The organism is Streptomyces sp. NPDC059373 (assembly GCF_042751495.1).
Classification (GTDB): Bacteria; Actinomycetota; Actinomycetes; order Streptomycetales; family Streptomycetaceae; genus Actinacidiphila.
Window position 1 is genome coordinate 23,527 of sequence record NZ_JBHYXC010000058.1, and the last position, 14,827, is coordinate 38,353.

13 protein-coding genes and 4 pseudogenes are annotated in these 14,827 nt (G+C 69.8%); 9 read left to right on the top strand and 8 right to left on the bottom strand.

The window, feature by feature from the left end:
* Nucleotides 1-24: 24 nt before the first annotated feature.
* Nucleotides 25-3,153 (bottom strand): annotated as a pseudogene (locus tag ACFXJ5_RS38040) (Tn3 family transposase).
* Between the two features lie 130 nt (nt 3,154-3,283).
* Here ACFXJ5_RS38040 and ACFXJ5_RS38045 point away from each other — a divergent pair.
* The 3 genes from ACFXJ5_RS38045 (at nt 3,284) to ACFXJ5_RS38055 (ending at nt 5,096) form a co-directional block, all read left to right on the top strand.
* Nucleotides 3,284-3,688 (top strand): SDR family oxidoreductase, encoded by a 405-nt coding sequence (locus ACFXJ5_RS38045; protein WP_384642044.1) that lies wholly within the window; start codon nt 3,284-3,286, stop codon nt 3,686-3,688.
* Nucleotides 3,689-3,760: 72 nt separating this feature from the next.
* Entirely contained in the window at nt 3,761-4,108 is a 348-nt protein-coding gene (locus ACFXJ5_RS38050) for a VOC family protein (RefSeq protein ID WP_384642047.1), read from the top strand.
* Nucleotides 4,109-4,238: 130 nt separating this feature from the next.
* Nucleotides 4,239-5,096, top strand: a complete 858-nt coding sequence (locus ACFXJ5_RS38055; RefSeq protein ID WP_384642050.1) for an NAD-dependent epimerase/dehydratase family protein — start codon at nt 4,239-4,241, stop codon at nt 5,094-5,096.
* 55 nt (nt 5,097-5,151) lie between these two features.
* Here ACFXJ5_RS38055 and ACFXJ5_RS38060 read toward each other — a convergent pair whose 3' ends face one another.
* From ACFXJ5_RS38060 to ACFXJ5_RS38075, 4 genes and pseudogenes are all read right to left on the bottom strand, one after another.
* Nucleotides 5,152-6,255 carry a Gfo/Idh/MocA family protein gene (locus ACFXJ5_RS38060; RefSeq protein WP_384642053.1) on the bottom strand — a complete coding sequence of 368 codons (1,104 nt, stop codon included), beginning with the start codon at nt 6,253-6,255 and terminating at the stop codon, nt 5,152-5,154.
* Nucleotides 6,256-6,412: 157 nt separating this feature from the next.
* Nucleotides 6,413-6,618 (bottom strand): annotated as a pseudogene (locus ACFXJ5_RS38065) (IS630 family transposase); the annotation flags it as partial.
* A gap of 42 nt (nt 6,619-6,660) precedes the next feature.
* A complete protein-coding gene (locus ACFXJ5_RS38070; protein ID WP_384642056.1) occupies nt 6,661-7,110 on the bottom strand; it encodes a nuclear transport factor 2 family protein in 450 nt (149 codons plus the stop codon).
* On the bottom strand, nt 7,107-7,961 hold the full coding sequence (locus ACFXJ5_RS38075; RefSeq protein ID WP_384642058.1) for an NmrA family NAD(P)-binding protein: 855 nt from the start codon (nt 7,959-7,961) through the stop codon (nt 7,107-7,109). Before ACFXJ5_RS38075 ends, ACFXJ5_RS38070 begins: the two co-directional genes overlap by 4 nt.
* Before the next feature lie 112 nt (nt 7,962-8,073).
* Between ACFXJ5_RS38075 and ACFXJ5_RS38080 the strand changes: the two genes are divergently transcribed.
* The 3 genes from ACFXJ5_RS38080 to ACFXJ5_RS38090 all read left to right on the top strand — a co-directional run bounded on the left by ACFXJ5_RS38080 (nt 8,074) and on the right by ACFXJ5_RS38090 (nt 11,622).
* The gene (locus ACFXJ5_RS38080; protein WP_384642060.1) at nt 8,074-9,018 is read left to right on the top strand and encodes a cupin domain-containing protein; all 945 of its coding nucleotides are present in this window, start codon (nt 8,074-8,076) and stop codon (nt 9,016-9,018) included.
* 419 nt (nt 9,019-9,437) lie between these two features.
* Entirely contained in the window at nt 9,438-10,610 is a 1,173-nt protein-coding gene (locus ACFXJ5_RS38085) for an epoxide hydrolase family protein (protein WP_384642063.1), read from the top strand.
* A 412-nt stretch (nt 10,611-11,022) separates the two neighbouring features.
* Nucleotides 11,023-11,622 carry a hypothetical protein gene (locus ACFXJ5_RS38090; RefSeq protein ID WP_384642066.1) on the top strand — a complete coding sequence of 200 codons (600 nt, stop codon included), beginning with the start codon at nt 11,023-11,025 and terminating at the stop codon, nt 11,620-11,622.
* A 330-nt stretch (nt 11,623-11,952) separates the two neighbouring features.
* Here ACFXJ5_RS38090 and ACFXJ5_RS38095 read toward each other — a convergent pair whose 3' ends face one another.
* Entirely contained in the window at nt 11,953-12,834 is an 882-nt protein-coding gene (locus ACFXJ5_RS38095; protein WP_384642068.1) for a hypothetical protein, read from the bottom strand.
* Entirely contained in the window at nt 12,831-13,346 is a 516-nt protein-coding gene (locus tag ACFXJ5_RS38100; RefSeq protein WP_384642071.1) for a SigE family RNA polymerase sigma factor, read from the bottom strand. Before ACFXJ5_RS38100 ends, ACFXJ5_RS38095 begins: the two co-directional genes overlap by 4 nt.
* A 214-nt stretch (nt 13,347-13,560) precedes the next feature.
* Here ACFXJ5_RS38100 and ACFXJ5_RS38105 point away from each other — a divergent pair.
* Together ACFXJ5_RS38105 and ACFXJ5_RS38110 are read left to right on the top strand one after the other, a co-directional pair.
* Nucleotides 13,561-13,746, top strand: a pseudogene (locus tag ACFXJ5_RS38105) (LysR substrate-binding domain-containing protein); the annotation flags it as partial.
* A gap of 40 nt (nt 13,747-13,786) precedes the next feature.
* Complete coding sequence (locus ACFXJ5_RS38110; RefSeq protein WP_384642074.1) at nt 13,787-14,086, top strand: LysR substrate-binding domain-containing protein; 300 nt, start codon at nt 13,787-13,789, stop codon at nt 14,084-14,086.
* 17 nt (nt 14,087-14,103) lie between these two features.
* Here the strand turns inward: ACFXJ5_RS38110 and ACFXJ5_RS38115 are convergent.
* Nucleotides 14,104-14,545 (bottom strand): annotated as a pseudogene (locus tag ACFXJ5_RS38115) (IS5 family transposase); the annotation flags it as partial.
* 133 nt (nt 14,546-14,678) lie between these two features.
* Here ACFXJ5_RS38115 and ACFXJ5_RS38120 point away from each other — a divergent pair.
* Nucleotides 14,679-14,827, top strand: a 149-nt coding sequence (locus ACFXJ5_RS38120; RefSeq protein ID WP_384642078.1) for a VOC family protein, incomplete at its 3' end; no start/stop codon positions are given.

Here is a 14,827-nt window from a genome sequence, read left to right on the forward strand (position 1 = left end):
ACACAGACTGAGCAACACCGGCCGTCAGCCCTCGTCCCCGTCGTCGGCGTCGGGGTCACGGAAGGGGCGCAGTCCCTGACCGGGTCCGCTGGCCTTGATGTTGAACAGGTAGCGGCCCAGGAAGTTGATGTGCCGGTCCTTGAGCGGGGAGAGGCGGGCGACGTCCTCGTCCTTGATGTCGTAGCCCTCGGCGCGGAGCTGGGCGACGGCGGCGTCGAGGTAGCGGGTGTTCCACAGGACGACGGCGTTGAGGACCAGGCCGAGGGCGGCGAGCTGGTCCTCCTGGCCCTCGCGGTATGCCTGGCGGATCTGGCCCCGGCCGCCGTGGCAGATCGCGCGGGCCAGACGGTGGCGGGACTCCTGCACGGTCAGCTGCCGGTTCATCAGCCGGCGGTAGGTGTCGTCGACCGGGTCGACCAGCGCGAGCAGGTGCATGGTCTTGTCGATCCGCCCGTACTCGGCGAACGCGGCGCCGAGCGGGGTCGGGTGGCCCTCGCGGCCGAACATCCGCAGCAGGTCATAGGCACGGACCTGGTTCGTGATGAGCGACCCGGCGACCCGGAGCATGTCCGGCCAGTGCGTGGCGATCCGTTTGAGGTTCACCTTGTTGCAGGCGATGGCCTCCAGCGGCCCGTACCCGGCGGCCGGTGCCTCACCGTCGGGCAGGTCGGCCCGCCAGAACCTCTGGTCCGAGAGGTCGCGGAAGCGCGGGGCGAAGCGGAAGCCGAGCATCTTGTACAGGCCGAAGGCCATGTCGGAGTACGAGGCGTTGTCGGTCGCGACCATCTCCGGCTTCACCCCGCCGTCGAGGTTCAGCAGCGTGTCCAGCGTGTAGAGGCTGTCGCGCGGGGTGCCGCGTACGACCATCGCGCCAATCCCCGCGACCTGGTCATTGACTGCATTGAGCCAGGTCAGGCCCCTCTTGTACCCGTAATACTTGGGTGAGGGGCCGGTGTTGATGCTCTTGACGGGGACGACGAAGCGCAGCCCGTCGACGGACGCGAGCAGGCCGCCGCCCCACATCTGGGCCAGCTCGATGCGGGACTGGGCGGTGATGAGCGCGGCATTCGCCGCGGCGATGGTGTCGGCGCGTACGTAGTTCTGGTCAACATGGGACAGGCGCGAGCGGGTGAGCGCCTTGTTCTCCGGGTCGGTGACCGGCGTCAAGCCGATGTTGCAGCTCTGCGAGACCAGCAGTGCGACCAGGGAGACGAGCAGCCCCTCCATGCGGGTACGCCGCTCGGAGACGTGGCCGAAGGCGTCGAGGAATCCGGTCCAGGAGTGGACTTCGAACAGCAGGTCCGGCAGGTCGATCCTGGGGAGCATCGCCTCCGTGGTGTTCTTCAGCCAGGTCAGCGACTCCGGCTCGCCCACCGCGCCGAGCTTGTCCACCGACAGCTAGGCGCGGCCGCCGCCCTCGGGAACGACGATCTCCACCTTCGCGTCGTCCCCGGCTTCCTCCAATCGGTCGGCCATCTGCCGCCATGCCGCGTCCAGCCCGCGTAGGAGCCGGGCAAGGTGTTCGTCGGCGTCCTCGGTCAGGGACAGGCCCGCCAGGATGTCCCCGCGCATCGCCTCCCACCGCGGGCCGTCCAGCAGCCTCGCGCGAGGGTCGGACCAGCGGTTCGACGGGGCGGCGAACACGTCGCGCCGGTTCAGCGCGCGGTGCAGCTGCTCCAGCACGCACACCACGTACGCGTCCCGGTCGACGGCGCCCTGGGGCAGTTTGGCGTTGGAGAACACCGCCCGCTTCCACACCGCGGGCACCAGCTCGGCGTCGACCTCGCGGGGCAGCAGCGGCCGGTCCTTGACCCTGCGGCGCGCGAGCGCGGGCAGGTGGCGTACCGCCTTCAGCAGGCGCCGCCCGGCCGGGGCCGCGCCCAGCGCGTCCGACTCACCCAGCAGCGACAGGAAGGGGCGCACGGTGTTGTAGCGCAGGGCGAGTTTCTCGCGCATCGCCGCTTCGGCCGACCCGTCGTCATCCGGCATCAGGGCCTCCACGGTCGCCACCGTCGAGGAGACCGCCGTCCGCGGCACCGCCTCCTCCACGGCCGCCCACAGCGCGGCCACGTCCAGGTCCGCGTCGTGCTCGGCGACCAGGTCCAGCTCCTCGGTGAGAATCTTCGACGCCTTCGCCAGAATCCGGGCCGCCTTCTCCAGCTGCGGCAGCATCGCGAGGCGTTCGCGATCCGAGGCGCGCCGCGCGGGGCTGATCAGCCGGTTCGCCATCAGCAGCGCGAACAGGTCGAGCGCGTCGTCGACCGCCTGCGCCTCCAGCTGACGCACCACCGCGGTCAGCAGTGCGGTACGCCGCGGCTCCGGGGACCGCTCGATCGTCTGCGCCTTGCTCAGCTGCCCGTACCGGGCCAGCGCGGACAGCCTGTTCACCGGCACCCGCGACAGGTTCACCCGGCCCAGCGCGAACGCGGAGATCTCCTCCACCCGCTCCATGGCCCGCACCATCGCGGTGCCCGTCGTCTTCACCGGCGGCGTGCGCAGCCGCTCCAGCTCCGAGACCCGCTTACCGTCAGGCACTTCGAGCAGCTGAGCCAGCGCCGGCGCGAGCGCGGGATCAGCCCGCCGCGCTGCGCGGGCCACCGCGTCGTACAGGCGCCGCTCGGCCGCCGTACGGGCCTCCGACACCTGCCGGGCCAGCACCGAGACGCCGGGCAGCAGCACCCGGTTCTTGCGCAGCCAGGTCACCGCGTGGTTGAACAGCGCCACCGGCCCCTCGGCGTGCGTCCACGCCCGCCCGTACAGGAAGCTGCGGAACTCCCGGCCCCACTTCGGATCGGTGAAGTCGCGGTACTTGAACCGCTCCTGGACCTCCTCAGCGTGCTCGTACGGCGTCCGGCGGCGCTCCGGGTACCGCTTCACGCACGACGCGTCCTCGATGCCGAGCTGCCCGGCGAGGTACTCGACGACCTCCCACGGCACCGCGAGCGGATCGTCTCCGAGGAACCGGCCGATGTAGCGGACCGTGCAGATCTGCACCGCCATCCCCAGCCGGTGCGTGTCCGTACGCCGCAGCGCGATCAGATCGCGGTCGTCATCATCGAGGAAGAAGAACCGCTCCAGCTCCGGGCGCGTGGGCACTGCGGTGAATGCCCCGTACGCCTCGGCCTGCTCATCAGTCAGAAACTCCACCGGCACGGCCTGGACCGTAGCCCCGGGAAGACCCGCCCAGCGGGTATCGCCGAAGCCCAGCAGCACCACGGGCCGGTGTGCAAGCCGAGCAAGATCGATCTCACCGGCACTTTCTGTACCTCAACTACTCACACCCGTGACCGTGCAGAAGTCGCTGCCCCTGCTCGCCCAGCCCGCGTCGGTGATCCTGCTGGCCTCCACCACCATCCATCAAGGCGCCGACCGAATGGGCGTCTACGCCGCGTCCAAGGCGGCCGTGCGCAGTCTGGGCCGTTCGTGGGCCGCGGAGTTGGCCCCGCGTGGCGTGCGCGTCAACGTCATCACGCCCGGCCCCATCGCCACACCCGCGATCGACCGCCTGGCCGACCATCTCGGCCAGAGCGTTGAGAACCTCCACGGAGCGCTGGCCTCGCAGACCCCGCTGCAGCGCATGGGCCGTCCCGAGGAGGTCGCAGCGCTGGCCGCATTCCTTGCCGGGCCGGAGAGTTCGTTCATCACCGGTGCCGAGCACTTCGTCGATGGCGGACAGATCCAGGTTTGACCAGCCGTGAGGAGGCAGCGCCCGCCCCGCGGTGAACTTGATGGCACGCGAAATGACGAAAGGAAAAGTGGCGTGAGCAGCAATATTCGAGCGATGATCGCAAACGTCGAAGTCGAGAGCCTTGAGGCTGCCATTCCCTTCTATCGTGAACTGGCTGGGGACGTCGAAGTCAGGCGATTCCCCTACCGCGAGCTGGAGTTGGCACTGGTGGGGCCGTTCCTGCTGTGCTCGGGCCCGCTGGAAAAGTACGTACCACAGACGGCGACCGTCATCGTCGACTCTTTGGACCCCATGATCGAGGCCCTGAGCAAGGCGGGCGCCGAGGTACTGGAAGCACCGAACGACGTTCCCAACGGCACGAGGATCGTGGCTCGCCACGCGGACGGCTCCGTCTTCGAGTACATGCAGCCACGCACATGAAGTCCAACGGTGATCACAGCGGCACTGCTGAAGGCCGTGTCCGATCAGCGGACGTCGCTGCCATCGCGCGGCCGCGGGAGCGAGGATGGGCCGGCAAGCGGGGTGAACGTTCGACGTGGGAGCGGAGCGTATGAGCACAGTCACCGTCACAGGGGCCACCGGGAAGACCGGCCGGGTCGTGGTCGCGGATCTGGTCGAGCACGGGTTCGACGTGCTGGCCGTCGACATCGCGGTGGGACCCGCCGAGCGGGCGTGGGCGAACGGACTCGGTGTGCCGCTGCTGTGCGCCGACCTCACCGACTACGGTCAGGCCGTGGACGCCCTCAGCGGAGCCGGAAGCGTCGTCCACCTGGCCAACATCCCGGCCCCCGGCCTCCACCCGGCCGCCCACACCCTCACCACCAACACCTCGATGAACGACAACGTCTTCCTCGCCGCCGCGCACAACAAGCTGAGCCGCGTCGTGTGGGCGTCCAGCGAGACCACCCTCGGCCTGCCCTTCGATGTCCCGCCCCGCTACGCCCCCGTGGACGAGGACCACTATCCCTTTCCCACCTCGACCTACGCCCTGTCCAAGGTCCTCGGTGAGACCGCTGCCGAGCAGATCTCCCGTTGGTCGGGCATTCCCTTCGTGGCCCTGCGCCTGTCCAATGTCCACCTGGTGGAGGACTACGCCCTGGTGCCCGGGTACTGGACCGACCCACACGCGCGCAAGTGGAACCTGTGGGGTTACGTGGACGCACGCGACGTGGCACAGGCGTGCCGGCTCGGGCTGACCGCCGCCGTCGCGGGCGCGTCCAGCTATGTCATCGCCGCAGCCGACACGATCATGGACCGCCCCTCCGCGGAACTCCTCGCCACAGTCTTCCCCGACGTGAAACTGACCCGTGAGATCGGCACGTACGAGACGCTGCTGAGCGTGCGCCAGGCCCGTGAGGTGCTGGGATACGAGCCGCGGCACTCGTGGCGGGACACCGTCGGCAACTGAGACGTCGGCCAGTGCGCCGGGGGCGGGCACGAAGGAGGCCGGGCGGCCGGCGGGGTCAGCGGGCCGCCCATGCCTCCACCGCGGTCGTCACCGGCGCCCCCGTACGCGCCGACTCGTCGATGGCCAGCGCCAGCAGATGGTCCTGGCAGCCCTCGGCCAGCGGATACGGTTGCGGGCCGGCGTCCCGGGCCCATGCGCCCGTACGGCACAGCAGGTCCACGACGGCGAGGTCGTCCTCGGACAGGCTCGCGCCCAGATAGTCGTTGCGCCACACCACCCGTCCGTCGAACGAGATGTGGTGCACCTCCGCCCCTTCGAGGTTGAGGTCGGTGCCGGTGCGGCGACGCACCAGCGGGGACTCCACGGGCGTGCGCGGATCGGCCATCCGCACCACCGTGTCGTCCACGATCTCGCCGAGCGAGCCGCGGACCACGATCCGCCGGGCGCGCAGCGGGTTCCACCACTGGTTGTCCGTGAAGTCGTACAGGCCCGTGCGGGCCCCGCCGAAGTCCAGGAGAGCGAGGGTGGTGACGGCGTCCTTGGGCGTGAGGTCGTCCGACCAGCCGCCGGGGGACAGCGGGTCGGCGAGCGGGGCGGTGAAGGCCCGGGCGGTCACTGTCACGGGCCCGCAACCGGCCCCCAGCGTGCGCCGGATCAGCGACATCGCGTGATACATGTGGGTCGAGGACACCTGGACGGACGTGACCTCGCCGATCACCCCTTCTCGTACGAGGGCGATACGAGCGGCGTGGCCGGGCATCAGTGTGTACTGCTCCGCGACCTGGACGAGTCCGCCGCCCCCGGCGCGTCTCGCGCCTCCCACGGCATCCCACAACTCCCGAAGCCCGCGCACGTCGGGCGCCGGCGGTGTCTCCGCGAGGACCGGCACCTCGCGGCTGACGAGTTCCCGTACGACCTGGGGTGTGACCTCCCACGGCACCGACGGGATCACGAACTCCGGCCCTGCGGCGCACAGTTCGCCGACCGTCCGGAAGGCGGGCATCCCCCACTCCGCCTCCACCTGGGTGACGCGCTCGGCCGAGCGCGTCACCACGCCAGCCACCGCCAGCCGTTCGGGCAGCACCCTCGCCAGCCGGGCGAAGAACTCGGCCCGCCAGCCACTGCCCACGATGCCGAACCGTATGGGTGCTGCGCTCACGTGTCCGTTCCTCCCCGCATCCGGGCCGCGAGTCTAACCCGGCGACCATTGCCACGCGCCGCCGCGACGGCGCACCTGCCCGGGGCATACGGGACCTGGACATGACGGCACGTACCAGGCGTCGCCCGGGAGTCGGAGCGCGGTCCAGGACCTCCTAGATCCGGTCCACCTTCGCCTCCGGTCGGGGTCCGGGGGACTCCTTCCACGTCTTGGTGCGCGGGAAGGTGACGCCACGGCGGGCGAGCAGGCAGCGTAAGGCCTCGCGGCCGGTGCGGATGACCCGCCCCCGTGCACCTTGCGCAGCCAGGCGACGAGCTTGCGCAGCGACCGGCGGGTGAAGGGCCGGCCGAGCTCGGTCACACGGACAGGCTCGGCCACCGCGCCCCAAGCGGTCCGAGCCGGCCGCTACTGGGCAGGCCATCCGATCGCGTTGAAGATTGCGACGGGGTCCAGGTAGTCCCGCCAGTGCGTGACTTTGCGGTCCTTGATGGTGATCACAGAGACGAAGTGGTTGTCGTAGGTCCGCCCGGTCTGGACTGCGTGCCCGTGCACCGCGTACTCGAGCACGATCACCGACGCCTCACGATCCCGGTGAACGGCCAGTTCGTCTGCGCTCCGCAGGACCATGGTGCTGCCGTAGCCGCGGTACAGCTCGGCCACGGCCCGGCGTCCCTCAACCCGTCGCGGGTATCCGGGAACGGAGATCACGTAGTCGAAGATCACGTCTTCGGCCAGCAGATCGAAGAAGTGCCGCCCGTCGACGAGGCCTGCCAGTCCCTCCTCGATGATTCGGAAGAAGGGGTCCAGCGCCGCGAAGTCGTCGAACTCGTCGAAGTCGTCGATGGGCGTGGTCACTTGGCTGCCTCATGGGTCCATGCGGGTGCGTTCCGCCGGGCGAAGTCCTGGAAGGTGGTCGGCGGCCTGCCCGTGACCTTCTCAATGTCGTCGTTCGGCAGGGAGCCGTTGCCGGAGATGATGGTCCCCGTCAGCCAGCGGAGCATCACGGCGTAGTCGGCGGGTACGAAGCCGGCTGCGATCGCACCGCCGATCCATGCCTCCGGGTCGATGTCGTTGTGGGTGACGGGTCCGCCGATCACGTCGGCGATGATGTCGGCGACCTCGCTGACCGTGAGCGACTGAGGGCCGGTCGGCGCGTACTGCGCGCCGGCATGGGCGTCAGGGTCGGCCAGCGTCTCGACCGCGACCGCCGCGATGTCGGCGGCGTCGACGAAGGCTTCCGCGCCACCGCCGGTCGGTACGGTGATGGCACCTTCGATGACCGGCACGTGTGCGTCAGTGAAGTTCTGCATCACCCATGCGGGACGCAGGATGGAGTGCGTGAAGGCTCCTCGGCGCGCGAGGTCGAGCTCGACTGCCCGGATGTCGACCTCCGGTGGTGCCTGGTCGCTGCCGTAGCTGCTGAGGTACGTCACGTGCCGCACCCCGGCTTCTGCGGCTAGATCGAGGAAGTCGGAGACCTGGCCGGCGTACGTGACCCGCATGACGGGCGTGACGAGGTAGACGTGGTCGACGCCGTCCAGGGCACGGGCGTGCGTCGTCGGGTCGTCCCAGTCGAACGCAACGTCGGCGCCGTGGCGCGAGGCCGTACGCGCGTGCAGACCCCGCTCGATGAGTTTCTGCGCCACCAGCGATCCGGTTCGTCCGGTACCGCCGAGCACCAGTGTCGTCTGCTGTGAATCGGTCATGACTCCATGGTGAGACCCAGGATCGAGCGGATCAATGCGTGATCCTCTCATTTCTTTGTTTCAAGCGCTCACAGAATTGACTGCTGTGATTGTCCTGCTTAACACTTGGCGCATGGATCTGCTGTACGACCACCTCGCGAGAGCGCGCGCCTCGGGCGCTGTTTTCGCTCGAACGGTGGCCACGCCCCCCTGGGGTTTGCGGCTGGGGGGCTCTATCCAGCTCGCGGTGCATGCTGTCGTACGGGGGCGGGGGTGGCTGTGGTTCGACAACGACTCCCAGAGCCCCATGGAGCTCTCGCCGGGCGACGTGACACTTGTCCGCGGGGGCCCCGATCACTACATCGGCCATGAACCCGGCGCCGACTGCCTCGAACCGGAGGAGTTCCGGGCGCAACACGCGGGCGACGGACGCTCGGACGACCCACGGGCCACGGTGTTCCTGTGTGGCGCCTACCGGTTTTCGGGGGACATCGGCAGCGGCCTGCTCGATGCGCTGCCCCAGGTGCTGCCACTCTCGGCGGCCGTCGGCGATCCCCTGCGCGACGTGATCGGCCTGCTGTCCCGCGAGCTGACTTACCTTGAGCCAGGTCAGCCCACTGTGCTGGACCGGCTCCTCGACATACTTCTGGTTCTTGCCATCCGTACCAGTTTCCGTCAGAGCACCACCGCACCTCGCTGGTACCGGGCGTCGGCGGATCCGCGGCTGAACGCGGCGTTGCAAGCCATACACGAGGATGCCGGGCACCCGTGGTCGGTCCCCGAGCTCGCCGAGATCAGCGGACTGTCCCGGGCGGCCTTCGCACGTACCTTCCGAGACGCGCTCGGCCAGACCCCGATGCAATACCTGACGGATTGGCGCATGACCCTGGCCCGCGACCACCTACGCAACGGCGAGCTGGGCCTGGCGAAAATCGCCGACGTGATCGGCTACGGCTCGCCCTACGCGTTCGCCGCAGCCTTCCGGCGCCATCACGGAGACCCGCCCGGAGCATGGCGGAAACGGGAGTTGACCCGCACCAGCAATCCGGTAGCCGGCGACCGCATCCACCTCCGCTGACGCCCGCACGCCTCAGCCTCACCGGTCGGACCGCACGTGCCGTGAGCCTGCCGACTCCTGGCACCAGTCGGCGCCGCATACCGGAGCGCGCTGTCCGTCACGACAGCAGGACGCGTTTCCGGAGGAGTTGGAAGCCGGCGTGGCCGAACATCTGGCGCTTGAGCATCCCCGGCGACGGCGACGGCGACGGCGGCGTCGGGGTCGCGGTCGATGCCAGTCCGGGAGCTGTTGGCCGCGGCGCTCGGTGAGCATGTACGCGAGCGAGCGACCGGCCGTGGGTGAGGGCATTCGGTTCGGTCGCCCTCGGCGTGCCCGCCGCCCGGGCGGCGCGCTTCCGGTGCGGCGGCGGCTGGTTCGGGTGCCTGCTCAGCGCGTTTCGCCGAGCGACGCGGCGCGGCCCGGCCCGTAGGATGCGTCCCATGCCGGACGCCCCGCCCCGCCCCGAGCCGTTCACCCCGCAGACCGAGCCCGCGGCGCTCGAGGACCTCCGCGCGCGGCTGCGTGCGACGCGCTGGCCGGACACGCCCGAGGACGCCGGATGGTCGCTCGGGACGGATCTCGCCTACCTCCGCGAGCTCGTCGCCTACTGGGCGGACGGGTTCGACTGGCCGGCGCAGGAGGCGGCACTCGTTCGGCTGCCCCGCTTCCGCGTCCCGCTGGGCGGCCTCGGGATCCACTTCGTGCACGCCCGTGCCGCAGCGCCGGCCGGGCCCGTCCTGCCGCTGGTGCTCAGCCACGGCTGGCCGGACTCGTTCTGGCGCTACGCGAAGGTCATCCCGCTCCTCACGGACCCCGGCGCGCACGGCGCAGACCCCGCCGACGCGTTCGACGTGGTGGTGCCCGACATGCCGGGCTACGGGTACTCCGACCGCCCCACCGGCCCGCCGCTCGACTCCATCGCCGTCGCCGGTCTGTGGGCCGAGCTCATGGGCATCCTCGGCTACGCGCGGTTCGGCGCGGCGGGCGGGGACATCGGCAGCCACGTGAGCCGCTACCTCGCGCTCGACCACCCCGACCGGGTGGTGGCCGTCCACCGCATGGACGGGGGCGTGCCTGTCTTCACCGGCGACCCGGCGGACCTCGCGCCCGAGGAGCGCGCCTGGTTCGAGGGCGCCGCGGCCTGGGGCGCGACCGAGGGCGCCTACGCCGCCATGCACCGTACCAAGCCCCAGACCGCCGCCTTCGGGCTCACCGACTCGCCGGCCGGGCTCGCCGCGTGGATCCTCGAGAAGCTCCGGGCGTGGAGCGACTGCGACGGCGACATCGAACGGTCCTTCACAAAGGACGAGATCCTCACGAACGTCACGCTCTACTGGCTCACGGGGACGATCGGCTCGTCGATGCGCATGTACCGCGCGAACGCCGCGATCCCGCCCGCGCAGCACGCCCGCCGGGTCGAGGTGCCATCCGGCTTCTCGCTCTTCTCCGGCGACGTCGTCCGCCCGCCCCGCGCGTGGCTCGAGCGCACGACGAACCTCGTGCGCGTGACCGAGCCCGCGCGCGGCGGCCACTTCGCGCCGTTCGAGGAGCCCGAGCTCTACGCGGAGGAGCTGCGCGCGTTCTTCCGCCCCTACCGGGCGGCGGCGGGCTGACGGCGTCGCCGCGCGCGTGCGCGTCTGGCGGCTCCCGAACACGTAGGTCCCGCGGCCTGCGGCGACCATCTTCACCATGGCGCTCCCGCATCGCACGCACGGCTCGCCCCCGGCCTGACCAGAAGGCGCAGCCACGCGAGGATCGCGGCGAGGCCGCCGCCGCGGTAGCGGATCGTGAGCTTGTCTTACCGAGTAGCCAGAGCTCGCCATCGCTTGAGGGCGTTGAAGACGCGCCGGACGCCTGCCGACCGGCCTCGTCGGCGTCGCCGGCAGGGGCGGGCCAGAGGCGCGGCCAGGGTCCGCACCCGCTCCGGGCCGCTGGGTTCCGTGACGCGGGAGCAGGGCAGGGAACGGCTGGGCAGGGCTCAAGCTGCGGTTACGGCTGTCCGAGCCAACTGGCAGAGTGTTGGGCATGGAGCAGCAGAAGCAGCACACGTCCCTGCGTCTGGTCGTCGTGGATCCAGACCTTGATGCTCAGTGCGACCGGGTGGAGGAGCACTTGCTGGTGCCCCTGAACGAATCCACCCGTGGGACGCATGAACACGCCCTGTACGTGGATGCGGTGGCAGCCTTCCGGCGCCTCCGAGGGGCACTGGCCGAAGCAGTAGCACGAGGACCGCAGGTGTGGACGCCGAACGGTCGCTGGGAACACGAGGGTCTGCGACTCGCCAACGTGCCCACGGCAGAATCCGACCTGCTGTATGACGTGTTGCGGAAACTGTCCGGGGCTCTCGTCGCACGGTCGGACCCCGCTGAACAGGCAGGCGCTGCCGCCGAGCTCCGCGTGCTTCCCTTCTTGACTGAGGACACGGTCGGTGCGCTGGCACGCGTGCTTTCGATGATGGACCTGGTTCCGGATCCTGATACCGCCACGCTCTTCGCGGCGCTGGAAGCCCCTGACAGCGAGAATGTGCGGCTGACCTACGCGCAGGAAGACGCGTGGCAGCGCCTCGCCCACCGGGTGACCATGTTGCTGACCGAGTCCGTTCCGCTGCACAGATTTCTCTACTGAGCCGCACTTCCAGGGTCAGTGTGATGTTGTGATCAATCAGTGGCCTGGGGTAGGTCGTTGATCCGGATCATCGAGGCGCGGGGGTGGAGTCCGGCGAGGTGGCTCTCGGGTGTCCTGGCGTAACGAGTCGCGGTGCGGCGTCAGACCTTCAGCTTGTTGATCAGGCGCTCGGCGGTGTTCCGCGCCTTGTGAAGACCGGCGTCGTGGCTTGTCGGGCGACCACCGAGGTGCGGCTGCTCCTGGCATCGGGCCTGCCGTGCCGGGTATCGCCCGGAGCCGCAGTGTGCTCCCGGCGATACCCGCGAGTGGGCGACACTTGCGCGCGGCCGGTTACTTGGCCGACCGGAGCTTCACCTTCTGGCCGTCGGCCGTGACCGCGTACCTGACGGGCGAACCTGCCTCGGTGGCCGAGCAGTAGACGGCGATGGTGCCACCGGGAACGTCGGGCAGAACGTCCTCGGGCTTGGCGGTCGCAGCCAGGTGCTTCGCGCGGACCCGCTCGACGGTGGTGAAGGTGCCGTCGGAGGTGGACCCCCGTCCGAGCGCCTTCTTGCACACGGCGGCGCGTGACCTGGTCGTGGTGTCCTCCCGCCACAGCGCGACGAGCCGTTTGTGGCTGTCCAGGAACCGCAGCGTTCGGGCGGCCGAGTCGCCCGGCTCGTCCACGGCGACGTAAGCGGTACGCGCGACCGCGTCCAGGAGGTCGGGGGGCGGCGTGGTGTACATCGGGCAGGACTGGAACCGCCGCGGCGGCACAGCCGCGGTGAACGAACCGTCCGCCTGCAGAGTGAAGGTGCCGCCGTCCAGCGGGCCGCAGGCACTGTTCACCTGCCATGTGTTCGGTGCCCCATCGGCGCCGATGATGATGTTCGCCGGAATGCCGCCGAGTTCGCGCCACGACGAGACGTCGCGACCGTCGATCCGGACAGCGATCCATCGCCCACCGAGGCCTTCGGCGGTCAGGGCTGCGCCGCGGAAGCTGGGAGTAGCCATGGTGTTGCTCCTGTCGTGGCCCGCCTGCGTTGCGACGGCCACCGATCCGGTGACGGCCACGACGCAGGCGAACACGCAGGCGACGGCAAGCCGCCGGCGCCGGCGCCGTCTCGTCCCCACGCGGACCGCCTCATCGATGTCGATGTGGTCGGCAGGAGCACTGATGCTGATGGACGCGATACGCGCGGCGAGTTCTTCCGGCGTCCTGTCGGGGTTCACGATGCTCCTTCGATCTTGGTCGGTCGCGTCTGTAGCGCGGAGCGCAGAGCCTCCAGGCCGCGGCTCGTCTGGCTCTTGACGTTGCCCGGGCTGGTCTTGAGCAGGGCCGCGGTCTGCTCGACGGACAGATCCTCGAAGAAGCGCAGGACGAGCACGGTCCGCTGGCCTGCCGGGATCGTCAGCAGGGCGGCGATCAGATCGTCGTCACGCTCGTCCATGCTGGTCTGCGGGTGTGAGCGGAACGTGGCCACAGCCGCCTCGCTGATCTCACGTCTGGCCGGTCGACGCCGGTAGTCGGTGTGGAGATTGCACAGGATCCGACGGACGTACGCACGCGGATCACCGGCTGCCACCACCCTGCCCCACCTGGAGTAGAGCCGTCCGAGCGCGTCCTGCACGAGGTCATCGGCGAGATACCAGTCACCGCAGAGCAGAAACGCCGTCGTACGCAGGCGCGTTCGATGCTCAAGCACCCAGGTACGGAAGTCGGTCTCGCGGGGATGATCGGTCACGCTCTTCCTCGTCTCACGCATCCAGGCGTCGCCTGCGTCGGATCCAAGCCGACCCAGGTCCGCTTTTCCCTACGCCCTACACGGAATCCGGGTCGCCCAGGGTTGCACGCGGCCGCGAACTCGTCGCCCACGCGGCATCCAGACCCGTGAGATCAGCGACATCATCGACCTGTTCCAAGCCCGCCATCCTTGCGCCGAACTGCGCCACCGGGAGATCCACGCACCCGATCCCCTCACCCCGATCCGCTCCGGTGAAGTCGACGTCGGGCTGGTCTGGCAGCCGGTCCGCGAACCTGACCTCACCGTGGGACCGGACACCCATACGCAACCGGTGATGCTCCTGGTGGCCACCGACCACCCCTTGGCGGCACGCGAGTCGGTCTGCCTGGAAGACCTCGGCGACTGCGTCGTTGAAACCCAAGGGCGCGATCCCGGCCTCCATGGAAGAGGCCTACAACCCCTTCTTCACCCCCGAGGGCCGTCCCGTACCCCGCGGACCCGAGGTCACGACCTGGCACGAGCTGATTTCGGTGGTTCACTCCGGGCAGGCCGTCTCCGCGGTCGCGGAAGAAGCCACTCGCTATTACCCCTGGCCCGGCCTCGCATACCTGCCCATCCGTGACGCCCCGCCCTGCCGATGGGTACTGGTGTGGCGCACCGCCGGTGAGACCCCGCTCGTCTGCGCCCTCGCCCGGGCCGCCGAGCACCGGGCCTCTCTTCTGAGCGTCGTCACGAAGTAGGGCCAGGTTCTGTCCAGCGGATCATGGAGCCGGAGTCGGATCGCCGCGACGGTGACGGTGACGGTGCCGTGGAAGACGTAGGCCCGCTTGTCATATCTCGTGGCTACGGCCCGGAAGTTCCTGAGCCTGTTGATCGTCCGCTCCACTTCGTTCCTGCGCTTGTAGATCGCCTTGTCGAAGCCGGCGTTGGCGGTTGGCCCGCTGGTCCTTCGGCTCGGGGATGGTGTGCTTGATCTGGCGTCTGCGCAGGTAGTGGCGGTTTCGGCGGGATGAGTACGCCTTGTCGCCGCCGAGATGATCGGGGCGGGTGCGGGGGTGGCCGCCGCCCGGTCGGGCGACGCGGACGCGTTCCATGACCGGGATGAGCTGCGGGGCATCGCCCCCATGACCCGGCGTGATCAGGAACGCGTCGAGCGGACGGCGGCCTCCCTCGGCGGCCAGATGGATCTTGCAGGTCACGGTCGGGGGTACCGACGCGGCGCCAGGCGGTGCGCGCGACGGCGGGGACGCGACCGTGTGTGGCGGAACAGGTGGCCAGATCGATCAGGATTCGAGAAGCGCGTGTCACAGCGCCGCCGCTAGCGTGATGGCCATGGACATCACCATTCACGCGAGTTCCCTCCCGCACGACGACCCGGACGCGTCCCTGGCTTTCTACCGCGACACCCTCGGCTTCGAGGTCCGCAGCGACGTCGGACAGGGCAAGATGCGCTGGATCACGGTCGGCCCCGCCGGCCAGCC

Excerpts from the sequence above, each read along its gene's own strand:
- ACFXJ5_RS38055 (WP_384642050.1), top strand. The coding sequence starts at position 4,239 with ATGAGCACAGTCACCGTCACAGGGGCCACCGGGAAGACCGGCCGGGTC.
- ACFXJ5_RS38075 (WP_384642058.1), bottom strand. The coding sequence starts at position 7,961 with ATGACCGATTCACAGCAGACGACACTGGTGCTCGGCGGTACCGGACGA.
- ACFXJ5_RS38080 (WP_384642060.1), top strand. The coding sequence starts at position 8,074 with ATGGATCTGCTGTACGACCACCTCGCGAGAGCGCGCGCCTCGGGCGCT.
- ACFXJ5_RS38085 (WP_384642063.1), top strand. The coding sequence starts at position 9,438 with ATGCCGGACGCCCCGCCCCGCCCCGAGCCGTTCACCCCGCAGACCGAG.
- ACFXJ5_RS38090 (WP_384642066.1), top strand. The coding sequence starts at position 11,023 with ATGGAGCAGCAGAAGCAGCACACGTCCCTGCGTCTGGTCGTCGTGGAT.
- ACFXJ5_RS38110 (WP_384642074.1), top strand. The coding sequence starts at position 13,787 with ATGGAAGAGGCCTACAACCCCTTCTTCACCCCCGAGGGCCGTCCCGTA.